The 22,762-nt window shown below is 75.5% G+C and carries 13 protein-coding genes; 6 read left to right on the top strand and 7 right to left on the bottom strand.

Annotated features, from left to right (window positions below):
* The first annotated feature begins 4 nt into the window (after positions 1-4).
* From ACP7TJ_RS32855 to ACP7TJ_RS32875, 5 genes are all read left to right on the top strand, one after another.
* Positions 5-1,456 carry an AMP-binding protein gene (locus ACP7TJ_RS32855; protein ID WP_093764030.1) on the top strand — a complete coding sequence of 484 codons (1,452 nt, stop codon included), beginning with the start codon at positions 5-7 and terminating at the stop codon, positions 1,454-1,456.
* 86 nt (positions 1,457-1,542) lie between these two features.
* Positions 1,543-2,460, top strand: a complete 918-nt coding sequence (trpA, locus tag ACP7TJ_RS32860) for a tryptophan synthase subunit alpha (protein WP_427767753.1) — start codon at positions 1,543-1,545, stop codon at positions 2,458-2,460.
* A 1-nt stretch (position 2,461) separates the two neighbouring features.
* Complete coding sequence (locus ACP7TJ_RS32865; protein WP_167744106.1) at positions 2,462-3,598, top strand: acyl-CoA dehydrogenase family protein; 1,137 nt, start codon at positions 2,462-2,464, stop codon at positions 3,596-3,598.
* A 44-nt stretch (positions 3,599-3,642) separates the two neighbouring features.
* Positions 3,643-4,326, top strand: coding sequence for a transglutaminase-like domain-containing protein (locus ACP7TJ_RS32870; protein WP_427767757.1), 684 nt, complete (start codon positions 3,643-3,645; stop codon positions 4,324-4,326).
* Positions 4,323-5,021, top strand: coding sequence for a phosphoribosylanthranilate isomerase (locus ACP7TJ_RS32875; protein ID WP_367496105.1), 699 nt, complete (start codon positions 4,323-4,325; stop codon positions 5,019-5,021). Before ACP7TJ_RS32870 ends, ACP7TJ_RS32875 begins: the two co-directional genes overlap by 4 nt.
* Here ACP7TJ_RS32875 and ACP7TJ_RS32880 read toward each other — a convergent pair.
* The 3 genes from ACP7TJ_RS32880 to ACP7TJ_RS32890 form a co-directional block, all read right to left on the bottom strand.
* Positions 4,993-6,222, bottom strand: a complete 1,230-nt coding sequence (locus ACP7TJ_RS32880; protein ID WP_427767760.1) for an MFS transporter — start codon at positions 6,220-6,222, stop codon at positions 4,993-4,995. The genes ACP7TJ_RS32875 and ACP7TJ_RS32880 overlap by 29 nt on opposite strands.
* A 221-nt stretch (positions 6,223-6,443) precedes the next feature.
* A complete protein-coding gene (locus ACP7TJ_RS32885; protein ID WP_093764026.1) occupies positions 6,444-7,592 on the bottom strand; it encodes a cytochrome P450 in 1,149 nt (382 codons plus the stop codon).
* A 117-nt stretch (positions 7,593-7,709) separates the two neighbouring features.
* Positions 7,710-8,333, bottom strand: coding sequence for an RNA polymerase sigma factor (locus ACP7TJ_RS32890; protein WP_167744108.1), 624 nt, complete (start codon positions 8,331-8,333; stop codon positions 7,710-7,712).
* A 377-nt stretch (positions 8,334-8,710) separates the two neighbouring features.
* Between ACP7TJ_RS32890 and ACP7TJ_RS32895 the strand changes: the two genes are divergently transcribed.
* Entirely contained in the window at positions 8,711-10,315 is a 1,605-nt protein-coding gene (locus ACP7TJ_RS32895; RefSeq protein WP_427767765.1) for a PDR/VanB family oxidoreductase, read from the top strand.
* Between the two features lie 70 nt (positions 10,316-10,385).
* Here the strand turns inward: ACP7TJ_RS32895 and ACP7TJ_RS32900 are convergent, their stop codons facing one another.
* Genes ACP7TJ_RS32900 through ACP7TJ_RS32915 form a run of 4 tightly spaced genes read right to left on the bottom strand, consistent with a single transcriptional unit; the run spans position 10,386 to position 22,747 of the window.
* Positions 10,386-12,170: an acyl-CoA dehydrogenase gene (locus ACP7TJ_RS32900; RefSeq protein WP_427767768.1), complete on the bottom strand. Its 1,785-nt coding sequence runs from the start codon at positions 12,168-12,170 to the stop codon at positions 10,386-10,388.
* Between the two features lie 37 nt (positions 12,171-12,207).
* Positions 12,208-13,977: an acyl-CoA dehydrogenase gene (locus ACP7TJ_RS32905; protein WP_403163642.1), complete on the bottom strand. Its 1,770-nt coding sequence runs from the start codon at positions 13,975-13,977 to the stop codon at positions 12,208-12,210.
* Positions 13,974-15,554, bottom strand: a complete 1,581-nt coding sequence (locus ACP7TJ_RS32910) for a PfaD family polyunsaturated fatty acid/polyketide biosynthesis protein (protein ID WP_167744111.1) — start codon at positions 15,552-15,554, stop codon at positions 13,974-13,976. Before ACP7TJ_RS32910 ends, ACP7TJ_RS32905 begins: the two co-directional genes overlap by 4 nt.
* Entirely contained in the window at positions 15,551-22,747 is a 7,197-nt protein-coding gene (locus tag ACP7TJ_RS32915) for a beta-ketoacyl synthase N-terminal-like domain-containing protein (RefSeq protein WP_427767772.1), read from the bottom strand. Before ACP7TJ_RS32915 ends, ACP7TJ_RS32910 begins: the two co-directional genes overlap by 4 nt.
* Positions 22,748-22,762: the final 15 nt, after the last annotated feature.

Here is a 22,762-nt window from a genome sequence, read left to right on the forward strand (position 1 = left end):
GCGCATGAGCGCCACGCTGGTGGACGGCTTCCTGGCACAGGCCCGGCGCCGGCCGGACGCCGTGGCACTGACCGGGGACTGCGAGGAGGTCACCTACGGGACGCTCCTCGCCCGCGCCACCGCCCAGCGCGGGCGCGTCGCGGACCTCGGCCTCGCCCCCGGCGAACCCGTCGGCGTCCTCGCCGTCAAGTCGCCCGCCACCGTCGCCCTGGTGCTCGCCTGCCTGCTGGAACGCCGGCCGGTGCTGCTGCCCTCGCCCACCCTCGGGCAGGACGTCCGCGCCCGGCTCACCGACGCGGCCGGCGTCCCCGTGCTGCTGACCGCGCGGGACGACGACACCGCCACCGCGGAGCCCCGCGCCCCCGCCCGTGACGACCGCCGGGACGGCACCGCCTTCATCCTGACGACGTCCGGTTCCACCGGCGTGCCCAAGGCGGTCCCGCTGCCCGCGGCGGCGGTCGACCGCTTCACCGGCTGGGCGGCGGACGCCTTCGGCATCACCGAGGACACCCCCGTCCTCAACCACGCGCCCCTCAACTTCGACCTGTGCCTGCTGGACGTGTGGACCACGCTCGCCCGCGGCGGCCGGGTGGTGCTCGCCGACCCCGGCCGGGCGGCGCGCGGCGCCCATCTCTTCGACCTGCTCCACCGGCACCGGGTGGAGGTCGTCCAGGCGGTGCCCCTGTTCTACCGGCTGCTCGCGGACGCCGCCGCCGGACGCGCGCTGCCCGCCGTGCGGCACGCCCTCACCACCGGCGACGCCCTTCCCTCGCCCGTGCTGGCCGCGCTGCCCCCGCTGCTGCCCGCGGCCCGCCTGCACAACGTCTACGGCTGCACCGAGACCAACGACAGCTTCCTGCACGAGATCGACCCGGACCGGGACGCCGGCCCCGGCCCGCTGCCCATCGGCCGGCCGCTGCCCGGGGTGCACGCCCTGGTCGTCGCCGAGGACGGCTCCGTCGTCGAGGGTGAGGGCCGCGGCGAGCTGTACGTCTCCACCCCGTTCCAGAGCGAGGGCTACCTCGGCGCCTCCGCCGGCACGGCCTTCGCCCCCCACCCGCGGGGCCTGCCCGGCCGGCGCTACTTCCGCAGCGGCGACCTGGTGCACCGCGCCGCCGACGGCACCTGCACCCTCCGGGGCCGCACCGACTTCCAGGTCAAGGTGCGCGGCGTACGCGTCAACCCGCAGGAGGTCGAGGCGGTCCTGCTCACCCACCCCCTGGTGCGCGAGGCGGCCGTGCTGGCCCTGCCCGACCCGCTGGCCGGGAAGCTGCTGCACGCCGTGGTCCGCGGCGCCGACGGCCTCGACGGGCTGGCGCTGCGCGGCCATCTGGCGCGCGGACTGCCCCGCGCCGCGATCCCCTCCACGGTGCGCGTCACCGGGCACCCCCTGCCCAGGACCAGCACGGGCAAGGTCGACCGCGAACGGGTCGCCCGCACGCTCCTGCCGGGGTGACGGACCGGCACGGAGCCCGGCCACGCCCCCGCCCGACGACCCGTCAGCCCGCCCCCAGCCGCCCACCGTCCGCCAGGAGGAGCCCCATGCCCCACGCCGAGCCCCCGGCGGGCCCTGCCGCCGTCGTGCCCCCGACGCCGGGCTTCTTCCCCCGGCGCGACGACGCACGGCCGGGCCTCGCCCTCTTCCTCAACGCCGGTGACCCGCCCCTGGACCGGCTGGCCGACGTGGCCGCCGCGCTCGACGACAGCGGGGTGGAGTGCCTCGAACTCGCCGTGCCCTTCCCGGACTCGGTCACCGACGGACCGGTCGTGCGCCGCTCGGCCCGCCGCGCCCTGGACGCCGGCGTCACCGCCGCCGCCGTCCTCGACGCGGTCGCGGCCGTGCGGCCGCGCCTGCGCCGGCTGCGCATCGCGCTGCTCGCCGACTTCGGGCACACCGTCAAGGGCCCTGGGCTCGCCGCCTTCACCGCCCGGGCCGCCGACGCCGGCTGCGACGGCCTGCTGCTGCACGGTCTGCCGCCACGGCTGCGCGAGCCCTACCTGGACACCGCCGCGCGGGCCGGCCTGCCGGTCGTGGCCACCTGCTACGCCGTCTCCAGGCCCGAGGCCGTCGCCCGCGCCGCCGCCGACGCCTCCGCCTACCTCTACCTGGTCGCGCACTACGGCCGCAGCGGCACCACCGCACCCCCCGACCAGGACGCGCTGGCCCGGACCCTCGCCGCGCTGCGCCCGGCCGCGCGGGTGCCCGTCGCCGTCGGTTTCGGCGTGCGCACTGCCGCGGACGTCGAGCGGCTGGGACGGCTCGGCGCCGACGCCGCCGTCGTCGGCAGCGCGGCCGTCGCCCGGGTCGAGCAGGCCCTCGAGGCGGGTGACGACCCCGTGGCACGGCTCGCCGCGTTCGCCGGCGGTCTGCGTCCGGACACCCCCACCCCGACGGAAGGATCCTCCGCCGTGACCGCCCCCACCTCCGAGCCGGCGACCGCCGGGACCGGGACGGTGTGACATGCGTTTCAGCGACGACGACGAAGCACTGCGCCAGGGCCTGCGGCCGTGGCTGGACAAGCTGAACGACGGCCACGCCGAACGCGACGCCGACGCCGTCTTCTCCCGGGACGCCTGGGAACTGGTCCGGCGCACCGGCATCCTCGGCCTGCCCTTCGAGGAGCGCTTCGGCGGCCTCGGACGGTCCCTGCCCACCACGATGCACGTGCTGGAAGGACTGGGGGAGGGGTGCCGCGACGCGGGGCTCAGCTTCTCGGTGTGCACCAGCATGGTCAGCACCGGCGTACCGCTGCAGCGGTACGGCTCCGCCGCGCTCAAGGAGCGCTACCTGCCCGGCGTCTGCTCCGGGGAACTGATCGGCGCCCACGCCATCAGCGAACCCGACAGCGGCTCGGACGCCCTGGCGATGCGCACCCGCGCCGAACGCGACGGCGACTCCTTCGTCCTCACCGGGGGCAAGGCGTTCGTCAGCAACGGACCCGTCGCCGACGTGTTCGTGGTGTACGCCAGGACCGATCCGCGCGGCGGCCCGCTGGGCATCACCGCGTTCCTCGTCGACCGGGACACCCCCGGCCTCGGCGTCGGCCGCCCCGTGTCCAAGATGGGCCTGCGGTCCTCGCCGCTGGGCGAGCTGTTCCTCGACGGCTGCCGGATCCCCGCCGACCGGGTCCTCGGCCGCGTCGGCGGCGGCTTCCTGGTCCTGGACCATGTGATGAAGTGGGAGATCCTGTGCTCCTTCGCCGTCACCGCCGGAGAGATGAGCCACCGCCTGGCGCGCTGCGTCGAACACGCCCGCACCCGCAGCCAGTTCGGCCGGACCATCGGCTCCTTCCAGGCCGTCTCCCACCGCATCGTCGACATGCGGATCGGCGTGGAGACCGCCCGCCGCTGGCTGTACGGCACCGCGGAGAAACTCGTGGCAGGGGAGAACGTCACCGAGGACGTGGCGATCGCCAAGCTGGTCACCAGCGAGGCCAACGTCGCCTCCGCGCTCTCCGCGGTCCAGATCTTCGGCGGCAACGGCTACATGACCGAATACGGCATCGAACGACAGCTGCGCGACTCGGTGGCCGGGACCATCTACTCGGGCAGCTCCGAGATCCAGCGCAACCGCATCGCCACCATGCTCGGCCTGTGAGCGGGCACGCGCCCCGAGGCCGCCGAGGACCCGAAGGACACCCGATGACCGAAGCCGCCCTGCGCGCCACCGAGTTCCTCGACCACACCTCCCCGGAGGTGACCGGGTTCGTCCGCACGGCGCTCGCGGACACCGCCCCCGACGCGACTCCCACGGAGCGCGCCGTGGCGCTCTACCACGCCGTGCGCGACGGCATCCGCTACGAGGTCTACGGCGCCGACCTCAGCCGCGAGGGCCTGAGGGCCAGAAACGTGCTGCGCACCGGCTCCGGCATGTGCCTGCACAAGTCCGTCGTCTACGCGGCGGCGCTGCGCTCCGTCGGCGTCCCCGCCCGGCTGGTCCTCACCGACGTGCGCAACCACCTGGCCTCGCCGCGCCTGATCCGGCTGCTCGGCGGCGACGTGTTCCACCAGCACTGCCTGACGTCGGTGTTCCTGAACGGCCGCTGGGTGAAGGCCACGCCCGTGTTCAACCGCACCCTGTGCCGGCTGTACCGCATGGCGCCCCTCGACTTCGACGGGACCGCCGACAGCGTCCACCACCCCTACGACGCCGAGGGCCGCCGCCAGATGGAATTCCTCCGCCACCACGGGGAGTTCGACGACCTGCCCTACGAGTTCGTCCTCGCCGACCTGCGCGCCGCGCACCCCGGTCTCTTCCGCGGGGACGGCACCCGTCTCGCCGCCGGCTCCCTGGCCGGCGAGGCGCGGGACGGGAGCGCCGCGTGACGCTGGTGAAGTTCTGCGGGGCCGTCACCCGGCGCGAGGTGCGGGAACTGGCCGGGGCAGGCGCCGACCTGGTCGGCCTGTGGCACGGCGTGCCCGGCGGCCGGGCGGAGCTGCCGCGGGACCGGCTCGCCGTCCTGGCCGCCACGGCGCGCGACAGCGGCCTGACCCCGGTGCTGGTCACCCTCTCCGCCGACCGCGACGAGCTGACCGCCGTCCTCGGGGCCACCGGGATCCGCTGGGTCCAGCTGCACGGTCACCAGCCACCGGCGCTGGTCCGCGCCCTCAAACGGCACGGACCGCCGGACCTGACGGTCGTCAAGGTGCTGCACCTGCGCGGAGGCGGCTGCCTGGAGTCGGGCCTGCTGAGCGCCTACGAACGCACCGGCGCCGACGTGTTCCTGCTGGACAGCGCCACCGCGGACGGCGCCCTGGGCTCCACCGGGCGGCCCCTCGACCCTGCGGCCGCCGCCGCCCTCGCCGGCCGGCTCACCCGGCCCTTCCTCCTGGCCGGCGGGCTGGACGCGGAGAACGCCCCGGCCTACGCGTCCCTCACCGCCCATCCCCGTTTCCTCGGCGTGGACGTCGACTCCGCAGCCCGCGGCGCCTCGGGACGGCTCGACGGGGCCCGGGCCCGCGCCGTGCGCGAGGCGTGGACCGCGGCGTCCCTCAGCCCCGCGCCCGCACGAACAGAATGACCACCACGGCCGTCCCCGCCACCCCGGACGCCCCGATGACCAGCCCGGGGGCGACCACGGTGCCGGCCGCGCCGGACAGTGCGATCGCCGCGCCCTGCACCGTCATCATCCCGCTGGTCTGCACGGTGAACAGGCGTCCGCGGTAGGCCGGTTCGGTCGCCGCAAGGATCAGCGGGTCGATTCCCTGGTTGCAGGCGAAGCCGGCCCCGGAGAGAGCCAGCAGCGCCACCGCCGCCGGCACGGGCGGCCCCAGGAGGAACGCGGCCAGCGGGGCCTGGGAGCAGACCAGCAGCGGGACGACCAGCCGCCGCCTGCGTGCCGGTGCGAGCCGGGCCACCGCGGTCTCGCCGAGCACCGTCCCGGCGGCGTACCCGGTGAAGAGGGCGCCCGCGGCGGTGGCCGGGGCGCCGGCCTGGGCGGTGTAGGCGACGGCCAGACCGTCGCCCACCGCGGAGAACCCGGGCACGGCCCAGGTCAGCAGGACGAGCCGGCGGACCTTGCGGTCGGCGAACAGGCGCCGCAGGCCGTCGGCGGAGTCCGCGAGGACGCCGGCGGGGGAGCGGCGGCCGTCCGGGGCGAGCGCCGGCGTCGCGGGGGTGCACAGACCGGCCAGGGCGGCGGACACCAGCAGGCTCACGGCGTCGGCGGCGAGCGTCCGGGACGGGCCGACCGCGGCGACCAGGACCCCGCCCAGGGCGAAGCCGGTGACGACGGCGGTCTGGCTGATGGTCCGCAGCAGCGACCGGCCGACCGGGAACAGGCCGTCGTCCAGCAGCTGGGTCAGGATCGCGGCGCGGGCCCCCTGCGCGACGGGCGCGACCAGCCCGGTGCCCAGCAGCAGGAGCAGCAGCGCGGCCACGGGCAGACCGGGCAGGAGCATGGCGGCGACGCAGACGGCGGCCAGCAGGTCGCAGCCGGCCAGGACCCGGCGGGGCGGGTAGCGGTCGGCGAGCGCGGACAGGGCGGTGCCGCCGACGGCGTGCGGCGCGAAGGCGCAGACCAGCACGAGCGACGACAGCAGCGGGGAGCCGGTGCGCTGGTGGACGAGGATCGACAGGGCCACCTCGGCGGCCAGCTTCCCGGCCATCGAGACGGCGTGGGCGGCGAACACGGCCCGCATGCCCGGGGCGCGCAGCACCGCCCGGTAGCCGGGTGCCGGTGCCGCGGGGGCCGGCGCCGGCTCCGTTCCGGTCCGTGCCACAGGCGGTCCCCTCGCTCGTGCGTCGTCCGGTCCTTCGACGCCACGGGCCCGCCGGGTACGGGGCGTCCCGTTGTACCCGGCGGACCACGTGCTCGGCTCAGTCCCACGTGTGGGGGACTCGTCCCGCGTGGCGGGGCATTCAGTGGATGTGACGCATCGCTGTCACCTCCCGGAGGTCTCGGCGGCAGGGGGCTCGTTCCGGCGGCGCCCGCTGGGGCGCGTCAGAACGAAACTCGGAGGGAGTACATCCCGTGTTCGGTCACGTTGGGCCGCGGCACCGGCTCGGCCAGCAGCCGGGCCTGGGGGAACCGGCGGCCGACGGTGCCGAGGACCTGGCGGGCGACCTCCACGGCGACCTGGGCGCCGAGGCAGGCGTGCGGGCCCCGGCCGAAGCCCAGATGGCGGTTGGGTGTGCGGTCCCACACGAGCCGGTCGGGCTCGGGGAAGACGGAGGCGTCCCGGTTGGCGGCGCCGAGGAAGCAGGAGACGATCTGGCCCCTGCGGATGCGCCGCCCGCCCAGCACGGTGTCGCGGACGCAGGCGCGGCTCTCCACATGCACGGGACCGGAGTGGCGGACCAGTTCGTGGACGGCCTTGTCGGTGTCGACCACGACGCGCTCGTCCGGGGGGATGCGCAGCAGGGTCAGCAGTCCGGTGGCGAGGAACCTGCTGGCCGTCTGGAACCCGGCCTGCAGCACCACCCGCAGCGAGTTGAGCACGACCTCGCGGTCCACGCCGGCGTCCGGCGCCGTCGCCAGCACATGCCGGGCGAACCCGTCCGGCAGCGGTTCCCCGGCCCAGCGGCTCACCAGCCGTGACAGCTCGGCGCGCGCCGCCACCCCGGGTTCGTAAGCCTCGGGGCGCAGGCTCGCGTCCATGCCGTCCACGATCGTGTCGGACAGCGGCACGAACCAGTCCCGGTCCGGCTGCGGCACGCCCAGGAGCGCGGTGACGGCCCGCAGGGCGACGGGTTCGGCGACCAGCCGTACGAAGTCGAAGCCGTCGTCCTCCTTCTCCGCCAGCGCCAGTCGTTCGTCGAGCACGGTGCGGACCGCCTCGGCCGGCCGGCCCGGACCGGCCGCCTTGAAGCCGTCGAGCATCAGCTTCCGTATCCGGGTGTGCTCCGGCGGGTCCAGGGTCTGGAGGCTCAGCAGGGCGGGCGGGGTGTCGACGCCGACCCGCCGCCAGTCCTGGCAGAAGGTCTCGGCGTCGCGCAGGGTGGTGAACGCCTCCTCGTACCCCGTGACGAGCCAGGCCTCGATGCCGGAGTCCCAGAGGACGGGGCCCTGTTGCCGCCATTCCCGGTAGAGGGGATGCGGGTCGGCCAGCGCACTCGGTTCGAGCAGACGCAGGATCCCGGTGTCCGTCACGTGCTCTCACACTCCCTCGTGCGTCGCCGTTGTCGCAGAAACAGAGGGGGCGGGGGGAGCCCTGGATACATCCGGCGGGCGGTCAGGGCGTCCGGGCGGCGTCGGCCTCCGCCGCGCTCACTCCTGCCCGACGAGCTCGCCGTGCAGCTTGGCGAGGATGCGGCGCCGGGTGGGGCCTATGGACCCGCGGGCGATGCCCAGGGTCTGCGAGATGTGGTCGTAGCTGAGGGGCGGCTCGGCGAAGAGCAGCCCCAGCAACTCCCGCTGCTGGTCGGGCAGGTCCTCCAGCACCGCCTGGAGCCGCTCCCCGTCGGCGCGGGCGAGCACACGCTCCTCCGGCGCGGGCATCGCATGCTCGGGATCCGCGGCCCGCACCAGGTCGGCGGGTTCCGGGACGCTCACCACCCGCCGGGACTGCCGGGCCCGGGCGAGCGCCTCCCGCTTGGCCACCGTGACCAGCCAGGCCGCTATCCGCCCCGGCTGCTTCAGCGTGTGGATGTGCTCCACCAGCCGCTGCCAGGTCAGCTGATAAGCGTCCTCGCAGTCGGCGTGGCCGAGACCGTGCGAGCGCACCACGGTCCACACGGCCGGACTGTAGAGCCGGATCAGCCTCTCCCACGCCTTGACGTCACCCGCCCGGCACTGCTGGATCAGCTGTTCCAGCCCGACGGCGGGCCCGCGTTCGGGGCGCCGCCTCTCACGGTCGGGCTTGTTTCTTCGGTCGACAGGACGTATCACCACAGGCCGCCATTCCTTTCCGGAAGGGTCGTGCGTGTTCCTGAGCCAGGGCGGCGACATTAGGGTTCGCGCCACACACCCGGCAAAGAAGCGACCTGTCCGAAAAGCGACGAAGGCTTTCCTGCGGCTCGCATTCCCGCGGTGCGCAACTCGGTTGCCTGCGGTTTCCCCCCGCACAAAACGGAACTGACAGAAGACCGTCAGCTTTCGGGACGATCGTCAGCGGATTGTCAGCCGGCCATTTTCGGGCTTCGTTCGGCAGGCCGTTCCGGAAAAGGAATCGGAACCGGTCGGCCGGTTTCCGTCCGGACTCCAGCGGCGCCTGTGACCCTCGGCCCCGTCGACCCCCCCCACCGACACGAAGGGAACGTGAGGTCATCGTGTCCACCCCCGCACTGGACCGGCCGGCGCCCCGGCCGCCACAGCGTCAGGAGCAACCCCGGCCCGAGGAGAGGCCGGACGGCGGGAAGCGGAGACGGCGCGGACGGCGAGAGGAGTTCCGCCTCGGCGCGCGGGGGCGGAAGCTGACGCTCGCCCTGCACATCGCGTCGTCGGTCGGCTGGATGGGCCTGTCGATGTCGATGGCCACCCTCGCCCTGATCGGCTACCTCACCTCCGACCCGGGCGTCGCCGAGGGCGCGTACTACGCGATGTACGTCTTCGACGAGACAACGGTGTCGCTCGTCAGCCTCGTCAGTGGAGTCACCGGCGTCCTGCTGGGCTGCGGCACCCCCTGGGGGCTGCTGCGCCACTGGTGGGTGCTGGTCAAATGGGTGCTCGCCCTGTCCGTCGCGGTGTTCGCCTGGGTCTACACCCACCCCCTGGTGCTGACCGCCGCGGAGCGCGCCGGGGAGACCCGCGGCGACACCTACCGGCCCGGGACCGAGGCGGCCGTGCTGGCCTGGACGGTCCCCCCGGTGTTCGCCCTGCTGGTGTTCCTGTCCCTGCTGTCGGTGTACAAGCCGTGGGGCCGCACCCCGCGCGGCCGGCGCCACGCGGAGGCCAGTGCCCGGCGCAGGGCGTCCACGGCGGGCGCCCCCGCGGACACGCCGGTGACCGTGGCGGCCGTCGACCGCCTCGCCGACGGCGTCGTCGGCCTGCGGCTCGAACCCGCGGCGGGCGGGCCGGTCGCCCCGTGGACGGCCGGCGCGCACATCGACCTGGTGCTGCCCTCCGGACGGATCCGGCAGTACTCCCTCCACGGCGACCCGGACGACCGCTCCTGCTACCGGGTGGCGGTGCTGAAGGAGCCCGAGGGCCGCGGCGGATCGCTGGAGGCGCACCGGCTCGCCGCCGGCGACCGCATCGCCGTGCGCGGACCGCGCAACCACTTCCCGCTGGCCGACGCGGAGCGGTACCTGTTCGTCGCCGGAGGCATCGGCGTGGTGCCGTTCCTGCCGATGATCGAGGAGGCCGAACGGCGCGGCGCCGACTGGCGGCTGGTCTACGTCGGCCGCAGCAGGGCCGGCATGGCGTTCCTGACGGAGCTGGAGCGGTACGGGCCCGACCGGGTGCTCGTCCACGCCCGCGACGAGTCGGAGCGCCCCGACCTCGCGGCCCTGCTCGCCGCCTCCCCGGCCGGCACCGCGGTCCACTGCTGCGGCCCGGACGGCATGATGCGCGCCGTGGAGGAGCTCATGGACCGCGCCTGCCCGCAGGGCACCCTGCACCTGGAACGGTTCACCCCGAGCGCCCGGCCGGCCTCGCCCGAGGGCGACCGGCCCTTCGACATCGAGCTGAGCAGCACCGGCGAGGTCGTCCACGTGCCCGCCGGCCGGTCGGCCCTGGAGGCGCTGCGCGAGTGCGCGCCGCAGCTCGCCGCCTCCTGCGAGGACGGCCTGTGCGGCTCCTGCGAACTGCGCGTCCTCGCGGGGACCCCCGACCACCGCGACGACGTGCTCCCCGCCACGGAGCGCGGGCGCACCGACATCGTCTACCCGTGCGTGTCCCGGGCCCGCGGCGCACGCCTGGTCGTCGACCTGTGACCCGGGCGGCGGTCCACGGGCGCGCCCCGTCGCCCGGCGGACCGCCGCCGTCCCGCCCGCCGGCCCCCGCTCACGCCGTCCAGTCCGCCGACGCCCGCACCCGGACCGGCCAGTGGGAGAACAGCCGGCCCTCCTCGTGCAGTCCGCTCAGGACCCCCGCCACCCGGTCGACCACGGCCGCGTCCGTCACCGTCTCCGTCGGACGGAACTGACGCCACACCCGCTCCAGGCACAGCAGCAGCACCGCCGGATCGGGGAAGCCCTCGCCCAGCGCGCCCTGCGAGCGCACCGCGAGGTGGATCGCCGCCGCGCCCGCGTGCAGGGCGCAGTACTGCTCGGCCAGGCGGAACTGCTCGGCGGTCGCGGCGTACCCGCGTCCCACGTCCTCCTTCAGCCGGGCCGTCTCGCCCAGCAGCCGGTCGAACTCCTTCAGCAGCCGGTCACCCGTCTCCGCCGCACGGTGGAACAACGCCCGGTCCCGCCCGTCGCGCTGACGCTCCGCCAGGTCCCGCAGCCGCTCCAGCGAGTCGGGCAGGGCCAGCAGGACGTCGTCCCGGCCCCGGCTGACCAGCAGCTGCCGCTCCGGACGCCACACCGGCAGCTCGGCGTCCAGGCCGAACATGACGCCGACGCGCTCCACCGCCTCCGCCCGCAGGCCGTCGCCGGCGTCCCGCGCCGTGCCCAGCAGCCCGTCGAGCTGCGCCGCGATGTTCTTCAGGTTCACCACGGTGTTGCCGTCGACGAACGAGACCGCCGCCAGGTCCCGCAGCATCTTCTGGTAGACGCCGAAGTGCGGATGGTCCCGCAGGTACAGCCGCGCCCCGAGCAGCACCGACAGCTGCCCCATGGTGCGCTCCAGCAGCGTCGGCACGAAGTACTTGACCACCGAGGAGCACACGCTGGCCTGCGCCGGGTTGCTCTGCAGCGCGCGCACCGCGCCGCCGCACACCGCGTCCGCCACCATCAGGTCGGCGAAGCACTCGGCCAGCTGGCGCCGGGAGTAGGGGATGTCGGCGACCCGCTGCCCGAAGATCTCCCGCCGCGCGGCGAAGTCCATCGTCAGCCGCAGCGCGGTGTCCACCGCCCCCAGGGCGATGCTGCCGATGACCACCCGGGCCACCTGGGCGCTCTTCAGGGCCAGTTCCAGACCCTGCCCCTCGGCCCCGACCAGGGCGTCCTCCGGCACGAACACGCCGTCGACCCGGATGCCGCTCATGTCCAGCGCCCGCAGCCCGTGCAGGCGCTCGTTGGGCAGGGCCGCGACCGTGCCGGCCGGGCACCGCCGCCGGTCCAGCGCGAACACCGACCAGCCGCCCGGCCCCCCGCGCTCGGCCGTGCGCGCCTGGACGCTCACCACGTCGGCGATCGTGGCGTTGCCGATCAGGTACTTCTCGCCGGTGAGCCGCCAGCCGCCGGGCACCCGCTCGGCCCGCATCTCGTTGGCCAGCACGTCGCTGCCGTGCCGCCGTTCGGACAGCCCCCAGGACATCCGGACGCCGTGCCGGATGCCGTGCACGGCGGCCCGGCCCTGCTCGTCGCCGGCGGCGATCCAGTGCGGCATGAACGCCACGTTGGTGATCATCAGCGCGGTCGCGGTGGTCGGGTCCCGGCGGGCCACAAGACGCACCAGGTTGAACCCCACCTCCACGTCACCGGCCCGCCCGCCCCACCGTTCGGGCAGGCAGTACTCGTGCACGCCCCAGGCCTGGAGCAGATCGGTGAGCTCGTAGGGGAACTCCTCCCGCTCGTCGAAGGCCAGCACCTTCGAGAACGGCATACGGGCCCCGGCGTCGTGCGGGTCCCCGAGGTGGTCCTCCAGCCCCTCCGCCAGGGCGACGAGGTCGTCGACTGTCACGGTGCGGTTCCTTCCCTGCGCGGTGCGCGCGGTCGGTTCAGGCCAGATGGGGGGCGGCGCAGGAGAACATGCGGTTCTCCTCGTACAAGGGGGTGACGACGTCCATGAGCCGGCGCGCCTCCGCGTCGGGCAGCGGGGCGACGCGCCCGCCCGCACGGTCCAGCACGGCCGTCAGCACCGGGCTCAGCCACCCCGCGTCGCCGGGCGGCAGCCCGAACAGCGAGCGGTCGCGGCAGGCCCACCACAGGTGCACACAGCTCGCCGCGGTGTGCAGCAGACACAGCCGCTCCGCCAGGTGGCCCAGCTCCGGCGGGCCGCCGTCCTGGTCCTTGCCGCCGCCCAGCCGCCAGGACACGTCGTGCAGCAGTCCGCCCACCGCGCACTCCAGCTCCCGGGTGCGGGCGACGATCCGGGCGGCGTCGGCGACCGGCGCCGCGGCCCCCTCGGTCACCGCGTGCCGCACCGCCGCCGCCACCGCCGGCAGCCGGGACAGCACCGGATCCCCGCCCCGGCCCGACAGCCGCAGCCGGTCCCAGTCCGCCTCGGGAAGCGCGGCCCCCAGGTCGAAGACCCGGCCCAGCGCGTCCTGCGCCCCGTCCCCGTCGTCCGCGCTGCCGGCCGCCCCGGCGAGCCGGGCCAGCTGCGCCGCCACCAGCCGGGTGTTCGCCACCGGGCTGGTGTCGATGTACCGCACCACGGCGTTGTCCCGGCGGACGGTGTCGAACGCCGCGTACGGGCCGTCCCGCAGCAGGCTCCGGGTGCCCAGGACGTCCGCGCAGCGGGCGAGGGCCTCGTCCGCGAAGTCGGTGGCCGTCTTCTTCGCCACACTCGACCACAGGGACTGCGCCTCCGGCAGCGCATGCGCGCCCCGCGCGGCCGTCAGCGCCGCCACGTCGGCGGCCAGCACCAGCGCGGCCGCCGTCGCCAGCTCCCGCCGCGGATACGGCAGTCCGTCCGCGCCGCGCCCGCCCACCCGCCGCTCGCGGGCGAAGTCCCACGCCAGCCGCAGCCCGGTGTCCGCGCAGGCCAGACTGCACCCGGTGCTCATGGTCCGCACCACCTGCATGGCCTTCATCGCGATCTCCAGGCCGTGCCCGGGCTGCCCGACCAGCGCGTCCGCGCGCACCGGCAGCCCCTCGAAGCGGAACCCGGCGAAGTCGACGCCGCGCATCCCGGCCGGCCGCTGCCGGATCCCCGAGCGCGCCTTGTCCACCTCGCTGCCCTCCAGCAGCAGCGCCGAGAAGGCGCCCGGCCCGCGGCGTCCGGTGCGCGCCACCACCAGCAGCGCCTGGCAGCGCTCGCCGAGCCCCACCAGCCACTTCTCGCCGTCCAGCACATAGCCCCCGCCGTCCTCGCCCGAAGCGGGCGCGGCGGTGCAGGAGTTGGCCAGCAGATCGCCGCCGTGCTCCGCCTCCGACAGGGCGAAACCGACCGATCCGCCCTCGCGCAGCAGCCGTACCACCCGCTCGCGCTGCCCGGCCGACCCCGCGGCGAGCACGCAGACCGCCGCGGTGATGCTGAACATCGTCGCCGGCATCACCGCCGGGTCCCGGCGGGCCGCCGCCCGCACCAGCATCAGCGTGTGGTCCAGGGAGACCAGGTCGCCGCCCTGGCCGGCCGGCACGAACGCCGTCCGCAGCCAGGGCCCGACCCGCTCGGCCAACTCCCGCGGGAAGGCCTCGCCGGCGTCCCGGCGGGCCATGGCCGCGAACCCGTACGGGCTGCCCGGGTCCCGCGGGTCGCCCAGCGCCAGGTCGAGTTCCGTCACGGCCGCGTACGGCGCGGCCGCCGAAGCCGCCGCCCTCATCGGGCCTCCCCGGGCGGGACGGGCACGTACTCGGTGCACGCGGCCGGCAGCCGGACCCCGTTCCAGGCGAGCTGCTGCACCCGCGCGGTGAACGCGGCCCCGCGCATCAGGTGATGGGCGACGTCGGCGGCCCTGCGGTTCTCCAGCGCGGCGAGATAGCTGCCGCGCACCCACTCGTTGAAGCCGCCCATCGCCGGCCCGCACCACACCTGGTAGTCGGCGGTCCGCTCGCCCTCACCGGTCACCGCCCACCGCGACGCCATGCCCAGGTACCAGCGGAAGACCAGCGCCATGCGCCGCCGCGGCGACTGCCGGGCGCGGAGCAGCTGGTCCGGGTCTCGGCGGGTGAAGTACTCCTCCACGTCCGCCCACACGTCGTCGAGCGGCCGCCGGAACACCTGCCGCTCCAGCTGCCCGCGCGCCTCCTCGGGCAGCGCCTCCACACCGTCGTACGCCTTGTACAGCTCGTAGAGCTTCTTGGCGCGCATCGGGAACAAGGTGCCCTTCTTCAGCACCTGCAGTTCCACGCCGAGTTCGAACATGTCGGCCGCCGGCGCCATCTCGAAGTCCGCGAGTCCCGCCCCCGCCAGCAGCCGGCGCGCCGCGTCCGACGTGCCCGACTCCAGGCAGGACTGGTGGACGGAGCCGACGACGACGTAGTCGGCGCCCAGCGCGAACGCGGCGGCCGCGGCACGCGGCGTGCCGATGCCTCCCGCGGCGCCCAGACCGATCCGCTGCCCGTACCCCAGCTCACGCTGGACGGTGTCGCGCACCCGGAGCAGCCCCGGGAACAGGGCGGTCAGCGGACGCCGGTCGGTGTGGCCGCCGGAGTCGGCCTCGGCGGTGACGTCGTCGGCCATCGGCACCCGCCGCGCCAGTTCCGCCTGTTCGGCGGTGATCAGCCCGCGTGCCACCAGGTCCGCGGTGATCGCCTCGGGCGCCGGGCGCATGAACCGCTCGGCGACCTCGGCGCGCGAGACCTTCGCGACGATCCGGTGGCCCACGTGCACCCGGCCGTCGGGGGTGCGGCTCAGCCCGGCGGCGCGGTAGCGCACCACGTGCGGGGTGAGGTCCATGAACGCGGAGGCCTCCACGCACCGCACCCGGTGCCGCAGCAGCAGCTCCACGCCCTCGCGTTCCAGGGCGTCCTCGCTCGGGCTGTGGATCAGGTTGACCGCGTACGGCAGGGCGGGGATCTCCGCGGCGAAGCGGGTCAGCGCCCGGTCGATCCGCCCGGGCAGCAGCCCGGCCGCCCCGAAGGACGCCAGCACCCCGGCCCGGGCCAGCGCGATCACCAGCTCCTCGGAGGCGATGCCGCCGGCCATCGCGCCGGCCATGTACGCGTGTCCGACGCCGTGGCGGGCGCGGAAGGCGGAGCAGCCGAGCCGCTCGGGCGGCAGCGGCCCGACGGCCGCCACGATCCGGCCGCCGGGGCCGGGCGCGGCGTTCGCGGCGCCGACGCCCTGTCCGGTGTCGACGATGTAGCAGGGCTGTTCCAGGGCGCCGAGCACCCGGTGGATCCCGGCGGGATCCGTGTGCACGGGCGGGGTGGTGGTCCGGGCGGGGGCGGTGGTCACTGGTCCTCCTCGGCGGACTCGTCGGGAACGACGTCCACGGCGATGTCGGTCAGTTCGTAGATGCGCAGACCCGGCTTCCACACGCTGGCGTCGGCGACGACGGTCAGCCGGCCGTCGGTGCGGCGGACCTCCTTGATGTGCGCGTCGAAGGTCATCTCGCGGTCCTCGCGCAGGATCTGCCCGCGGTACTTCCAGCCCATCGGCACGTCCCGCGGCACGGCGAACCGCACCGGGCCCATGCCGTCGGCCAGTCCGGACTCGATCACCAGGGCCTGGAGCCCCTGGAGCACGGCCTCGACACCGAGCGAGCCGGGCATCACCGGGTCGCGGTGGAAGTGGCAGGAGAAGTACCAGTCGTCGGGGTCGATACGGCGGTGCCCGTGCACATAGCCCTTGCCGTGCTCACCGCCCCCGTCGACCAGCGTCACCTCGTCGACCAGCCGCAGATGACCGTCGCCGAGGCGCAGGCCGCTGCCCGCGGCCGGGGTGAACCAGCGGTCGTCCGAGCGCACCGGCAGCCGGCGCACCGCGGACTCCTCGAGCCGCTCGCGGGCCGACTCCAGCCACGGCGGCACGTACTGCCCGGAGTCCAGTCCGACCTGGTTGGACAGCGCCTGCTCGGTGAAGTAGCCGAACAGCGACTCGCCCTCGTAGAACACCTCGTCGTCGGCGAGCAGCCGGTAGCGGAAGTTCTGCAGGGTGGCCCCCGGCACCGCCTGGCTGGACAGCAGCTCCGACTCGTGCCGGATCGTCCTCCCGCGCAGGTCCAGGTCCTTGACGAAGGTGGCCCGGCCGTCGAGGTTGCGGATGGACAGCTCCTCCTCGGGCTTGGCCAGGGTCGCGCCCAGGTAGTAGCCGAGCAGGATCGCCGCCTGCAGCGAGGTCTCCATCACGACGCAGTTGGGCATGCCCGCCGGGCCGTTGTCCGCGTAGTACCAGGCCTCCGGCGGCGAGTCGTACTCGGTGGCCATCGTGGAACCGGGCGACAGGTCGCCGCGGGTCCCGTCGAGCCGCATGATGCGGTCCACGAACCGGAAGTCCCCGTTGGGGATGTACGGCGCGCGCCGGCCGGCGTAGATCTCGAACTCGGTGCCCATCGCCGTGCCCAGGTCGCCCTTGGCAGCGTGGGCCAGGTGCAGTTCGTTGATGAAGGCCGCCTCGCCGCGCTCGTTGCGGCGGCCGAGGAAGGCGGGGAGCCCGCCGGTCTCGGGCCGGTACGGCGTGCCCGGCTTCTCCTGGACGCGGACGCCGAAGTTGCGCATCGACACGATCGGCTTGTCCCCGTCGTACACGGTGATGTCCGCGATCACCGTGGGCCGCGGCAGCATCGTCAGCTCGATCACGTCCACCTCGTAGCGGACCTGCCGCATGTCCGGGGTGATCTGCCCGCGCACCTTCACCTCGGTCTCCAGCCCCGGCACCGACTGGAACTCCCCGTCGGGCAGCACCAGGTGCATGCCCAGGTACATCGCGTACACCTGGAGCAGCTGCACACCGCCCTCGGCGATGAGCGAACCGGCCAGCACCGGGTCGCCGGTGAAGTGGCAGCGGAAGTACCAGCCGTCCGGGTCGAGCCGCTTGACCGCCGACAGACGTCCCAGGCCGCGCGGTCCGCCCAGGCGGTCCACCGACGTGATCTCGTCGATCATGCGGAGCATCTCGCCGGGCAGCCGCAGCGAACGGTTCGCACCGTCCGCCCGCTGGTCCCAGCGCGGCCCGAACACCTCACCCGGCCGGCCCTCGGCGAGCAGCGCCAGATCGGCCCCGCTCAGCGACGTGACGTCGGTGCGGGCCAGCGGCTTGAACCAGGCCGGCGTCATCGCCGCGCGGCGCGCCCGGTCGGCGGCCGTCTCCACCACGCCGAGGGAGTCCTCCAGCTCGGCGGGGGTGAAGAACCCGGCGCACGCGTCGAGCAGTTCGAGGATCAGCTCGCCGTCCGCGTAGCAGCGGTAGTTGAAGAAGAACAGCAGGCTGTCGCCGTTCCACACGAACCGGTCGATGCGGATGTCGTAGCGCAGCGTCTGCCCCTCGCGCGGCAGCGGGCCGTGGAAGACCAGCCGGCTGTCCAGCAGCCGGTAGACGCGCTCGCCCCGGGTGCGGAAGTCGATGCCCAGGTAGCTGATCAGCAGCATGTCGCACTGGCCGGCCTCGATGGTGACCGCGCACGGCACCAGACCGTCGACGCTGTACCAGGCGCCCACCGGCACGTCGTACTCGGTGGTGATCTCCGACGGTTCGAACACCCCGGTCTCGCCCTTGACATGGGTGACCCGGCTGACGAAGTGGTACGGCGGCTCCGGCAGCCGGCAGCGCCGCGGGTAGGTGTCGACCTCGGCGAACGCCGGCCCGAACACCGGGGCCACGCGGCCCTGTGCGAACTCCAGCAGATCCCGCTCGTCCCAGACCACGGGCCTGCCGCCGTCACCGCCCGGCTCCGGCGTGGGCGCCTGCGGCTCCGGCGTCCGCGGCCCCGGCGGGCCGGCCGGCGGCAGGGACGGTGCGGGCCGGCCCGGATACGCCGGCCCGGACGGCGTCAGCGTCCGCAGCGAGGCGTCCAGCACGGCGTGCTGGGCCCGCAGCGCGGCCCGGTGGGCGTGCGCCACGCTCGCCGCGATCGCCTGGAGCGGCGACACCGGCCCCGGCAGGGACGCCCGGGCGGCCGGAACGGCCGGCGCCGCCCGGTGCTCCCCGGCGCCCGCGAGAGCGGGCACATGAGCCGGTTCCGGCAGATGGACGAAGGGAGTTCCCTCGACGACGATCCCCTCGGACACCGGGACGGGCCCGGCCGCCGCCTCCTGGGGCGGGACGGCACTCGGCGGGGGAGCGGGGCTCATGACGGCGGTCACCTCGGGGGAGTCGGCGGAAGCGGTCGGGGCGAGCAGCGGGGCCGCCGCGCGGGCCACCCGCTCCACGGTCGCCTCGCCCCCGCAGGCCACCCTCAGGACGGGCCCGGGCGCGGCGGCGGTGCGGGGGGCGGGGAAGAGCACGCCCAGGTCCACGTCCAGACCGTGGGCGACCAGCCGGGCCAGGGCCTGCGCGAGGGCGGCCGCGCCGGCGGCGCCGCGCCGGTCCACCGACACCGCCAGATGCGCGCGCCCGCCGAGCGTCTCGGTGATCCAGCGGGTGCAGGTGGCGCCGGGGCCGACCTCGACGAAGTAGCGGTAGCCGCGGTCGTGCGCGGTCCGCGCCAGCCGCGCGAAGTCGATCGTGGAGCGCAGGGTGTGCGCGATCCGCCCGGCCAGCTCCGCCCGGTCGGTGACCGGGACGGTGTCGTAGTCGTAGGCGGACAGCAGCTCGAGCGACGGGACGTCGCCGGCGAGCGGGTAGTCGTTCAGCGCGGCCAGGCCGGGCAGTGCGGGGTCGACGACGGGGCAGTGCATCACATGGTTGGCGGGCGCCTTGGCCGCCTGGCACCCCACCCGCTCGACAAGCTCGCGGACCTGCCCGGGATCGCCCGCGACCACCGTCTCCCGCGGGGTGTTGACATGCGTGAGGAACACCCGGTCCAGACCGGTCATGGCGTCGCGCACGCGGTCGGCGCCCGCCAGCAGCACCCGCGTCGTCCACACCCCCGCGTCCGGGGTGTCCGCCGGCAGCGACCACGCCTCGCGCACCTGCTCCTTGCGTCCGCGCAGCCGGTCGCGGAACAGCGGCGTCGCGGCCAGGGCGGCGTCGTCGCGCGCCGCCTCGGCCCACACCCCGGTCGCGAACAGCATGCTGGACTCGCCCAGGCTGTAGCCGAACGCGCCGTCCGGGGCCACGCCCAGGACGTCCCGCAGCAACCGGGTCTGCAGCACCGCGAAGTTGGTGCCCGCGGCCAGCATCACCGGGATGTCCTCGATCAGCTCCGCCTCGTGCCGCATCATCGCGCGCCGGTCGACCGGCCCCCGCGCCCGCGGGAACAGCGAGCGGTGCTTGAGCCGCTCGGCCGGCCGGTCCGCCTCCCGCTCGAAGGCGGCCCGCAGCCCCGGGAACAGCCGGAACAGATCACGTCCGGCGCCCGGGTAGGTGGCGAAGGCGCCCGGATAGACGAACGCGACCCGGCCCTCGGGGCCGACCGGCCGGGCGGTGCAGAAGCTGCCGGACGGCGTGCTCCACTCCCCGCCGCCGTCGGCGACCGACGGCAGGTCCCGTTCGGCCGCGGCCAGTTCGGCGTCCAGCCGGGCCTCGTCGGCCGCGACCACCACCGCCGTCAGCCGGCCGGTCCTGGGCAGGTGCGCGGCCTCCCGCACCACCGCCTCGGCGCCCCGGCCCGCGATCTCCGCGCGCAGGGCCGCCGCGGCGGAGGCGAGCGCCGGACCGTCCTCGGCGGAGAACGGCAGGATCCACACGCCCGGACCGTCCGTCCAGGACGCCGCCGGCGCCCCGGCGGCGTCCGGCGCCGCGCCGCGCACCACGAGGTGGGCGGCGGTCGCTCCGTGCGGGCCGTCGTCGCCGAGCACGCTCACCGCGGCCGTCCGCCGCCCGCCGCGCCGCTCGGGCAGCCACGGCTGGGGATCGCCGAGCAGCGTGAACCGCGACCCCTCGAGCCCGGGCGCGGACGCGTCCAGCAGACCCTCCGGCGCGGGCGGGAACTCCGCGTGGTGCACCGCGAGGACGGCCGAGACCAGCGACGCCAGCGGCGCCGCCCGCCCGGTGTCCCCGACCAGCGCGGTGGTGCCGCCCAGCGCGCACCCGTACGGGTCGTCGCCCTCGCCGGCCCGGTACACCGCGGCCAGCGCGGCGGCCTCCTCCCGGCGGGCGTCCGCGACGGCCCCCGACAGCTCCAGGTAGGCCACGTCCGCCGGGCCGGCCTCCGCGGCCGACAGGGCCTGCCGGGCCGCCCCGGCCACCGCGTCCGCGCGGTCCGGCGCACAGTGCACGGCCAGCGCGTCGACCGTGGCGTACACGCGCCGCCCCCGCACGGCGTCCTCACGGGTGACGACCACGGCGGCGGCCCCGTCGCCCAGCACCGGCATCTCCTCGCCGCGCGCGGTGGCGATCCGGGCCCTGGCCCGGGTGTTCTCCGCGCCGGCGGCCAGGTCCACCGCGCCCACCAGCACGGCGTCCACGGTGGGGTCGAGCAGCAGCAGACGGGCCACCTCCAGGGCCCGCACCGCGGCGGTGCCGTCGGCCGCCAGGGTGAACGACGGGCCGGTCAGGTTGCGGGAGGAGGAGATCCGGCTCGCCATCACGTTGCCGATGTAGCTGAGGACCTCGTTGGCGCCGATCGGGTCGTGCACGGCGCCGCGCACCGCCTCCTCCAGACGGTCCAGCCGCTCCGCGTCCAGCGTCACCCCGGCCCGCGCGCACTCGGCGCGGACATGGGCGCCGATGTCGAACCGCGCGCGGTGGGTGTGGGTGCGCGGCTCCATCTCCATGGCGACCACCACGCCGACCCGGGACCCGGGCAGCTCGTCCGCCTTGACCCCGGGCGGCGGGGCGTCGAGACCGGCGTCCGCCAACGCCTGCTCCGCCGCCTCGAACAGCGCCAGGTGCTGCGGGTTGGCCTGGGCCAGCTCGTTCGGCGGGATGCGGTAGGTACGCGGACGCACGTCCACGGCGTCGACGTAACCGCCGGCCGGGTCGGCGCCCTCGGCCACGGTCCCGGCCAGCGGACCGCCCGGCACCTGCTCGGCGCCGTACCAGCGGTTCGCGGGCCGCCCGGTCAGCGCCGGCCGTCCCGACCGCGCCGCGCGCGCCAGCTCACCGGTGCCGGTGAGCGGCCCGAGCCGCGTCCCCAGCCCCACCACCGCGAGCCGCGGCTGCCGCACCGGCCGCGCACCGGCGGCACCGGACTCCTCGCCGGGCTTCGGCCCCACGGCGGAGGAGGAGCCGGTCAGCGCCCGGGGCCCGGTCAGCACCGCGTGCGCGTTGGTGCCGCCGAAGCCGAACGCGGACACCGCGGCACGCCGCGGACCGTCCCGCTCCGGCCACGGGCGGGACTCCAGCACCAGCCGGTCCGCGACCGCCTCGGCGCCCTCCGGCCGCAGCGGCGAGAGCACCCCGGGCGTGGCGGGGACGACGCCGTGCCGCAGCGCCAGCACCGTCTTGAGCACACTGGTGAAGCCGGCGACCGTCAGCAGATGGCCGACGTTGCCCTTCACCGACCCCAGCAGCGGCACCTCGGCGCCCACCGAGCCGAAGTACTCGGCCAGACCGCGCAGTTCCGTCGCGTCCCCCAGCGGGGTCCCCGTCGCGTGGCACTCGATGTAGTCCACCGACGCCGGGTCCACGTGCGTGTACGCCTGCCGGTAGGCGCCCAGCTGACCGCGCACGTTCGGGCTCAGCAGGTGCCGGCCCGCCCCGTCGTTGGTCAGCCCGACCGACTCCAGCACCGCGTGCACCCGGTCGCCGTCCCGCAGCGCGTCCGAGAGCCGCTTGAGCACCAGCACGCCCGCGCCCTGCCCGGTGACGATGCCGGAGGACCGGCCGTCGAAGGGCTGGCTGACCCCGTTGTCCGGGTAGGCGTGCAGATCCGAGAAGGACAGGTGGATCAGCAGCGGGTCGGGCGCGCACACCGCTCCGGCCACCATCACGTCGGCCGCGCCGGTGGCCAGGTAGTCCCGGGCCAGCGCCATCGCGTACAGCGCCGAGGAGCACGCCGCGTCCAGCGCCAGCCGGGGCCCGCCCAGACCGAGCGCCCGCGCGGTCACCGTCGCCGGCTGCCCGAACGGCCACAGGTTCTCCGCCGCGGGCTCCGGCTCACCCGCCGCGGCGGGCGGCACGGACAGCCCGGCACGCGCCAGGCCCTCGGTGACCGCCCGCCGCACGGGCGGGGTGCACAGACCCACCGACGCCTCGGTGGGGAACGAGTAGTTGCCCAGCACCAGCCCGGTGCGCGCCAGCCCGTCCGGCCCGTCCAGGCCCGCGTCGGCGAGCGCCTGGCGGACCGTGTGCAGCGACCACAGCACCACCCGGTCCAGGGCGGCGAGTTCACCGGCGGGCACGTTCAGGCCGGTCAGGTCGATCGGCGGTTCATGGACGAATCCGCCGCGCGTGGCGGTGACACGGTGGTCCGCGTCACCCCACCCGCCGGGCACGGCCGGGTCGGTCCCGAAGACCTCCCGGCCGCCCTCCGTGCGGTGGTCCTCCCCGGCGAGCAGCGCCTCCCAGAACTCGTCGGGGGTGTGCGCACCGGGAAGGAGGCAGGCCATACCCACGATGGCCACCGGCTCGTCGCGGCGACCGGCGCCGCGGAGTGTGCTGGACATGGTTTCCCAGTTCTC

Source organism: Streptomyces sp. DSM 41931, from assembly GCF_050271085.1.
In the GTDB taxonomy this organism is placed as follows: Bacteria; Actinomycetota; Actinomycetes; order Streptomycetales; family Streptomycetaceae; genus Streptomyces; species Streptomyces albogriseolus.

What these genes read in the sequence shown, in the direction of transcription:
- ACP7TJ_RS32865 (WP_167744106.1), top strand. Translation starts at nt 2,462, where the DNA reads ATGCGTTTCAGCGACGACGACGAAGCACTGCGCCAGGGCCTGCGGCCG.
- ACP7TJ_RS32855 (WP_093764030.1), top strand. Translation starts at nt 5, where the DNA reads ATGAGCGCCACGCTGGTGGACGGCTTCCTGGCACAGGCCCGGCGCCGG.
- ACP7TJ_RS32915 (WP_427767772.1), bottom strand. Translation starts at nt 22,747, where the DNA reads ATGTCCAGCACACTCCGCGGCGCCGGTCGCCGCGACGAGCCGGTGGCC.
- trpA (WP_427767753.1), top strand. Translation starts at nt 1,543, where the DNA reads ATGCCCCACGCCGAGCCCCCGGCGGGCCCTGCCGCCGTCGTGCCCCCG.
- ACP7TJ_RS32905 (WP_403163642.1), bottom strand. Translation starts at nt 13,977, where the DNA reads ATGAGGGCGGCGGCTTCGGCGGCCGCGCCGTACGCGGCCGTGACGGAA.
- ACP7TJ_RS32870 (WP_427767757.1), top strand. Translation starts at nt 3,643, where the DNA reads ATGACCGAAGCCGCCCTGCGCGCCACCGAGTTCCTCGACCACACCTCC.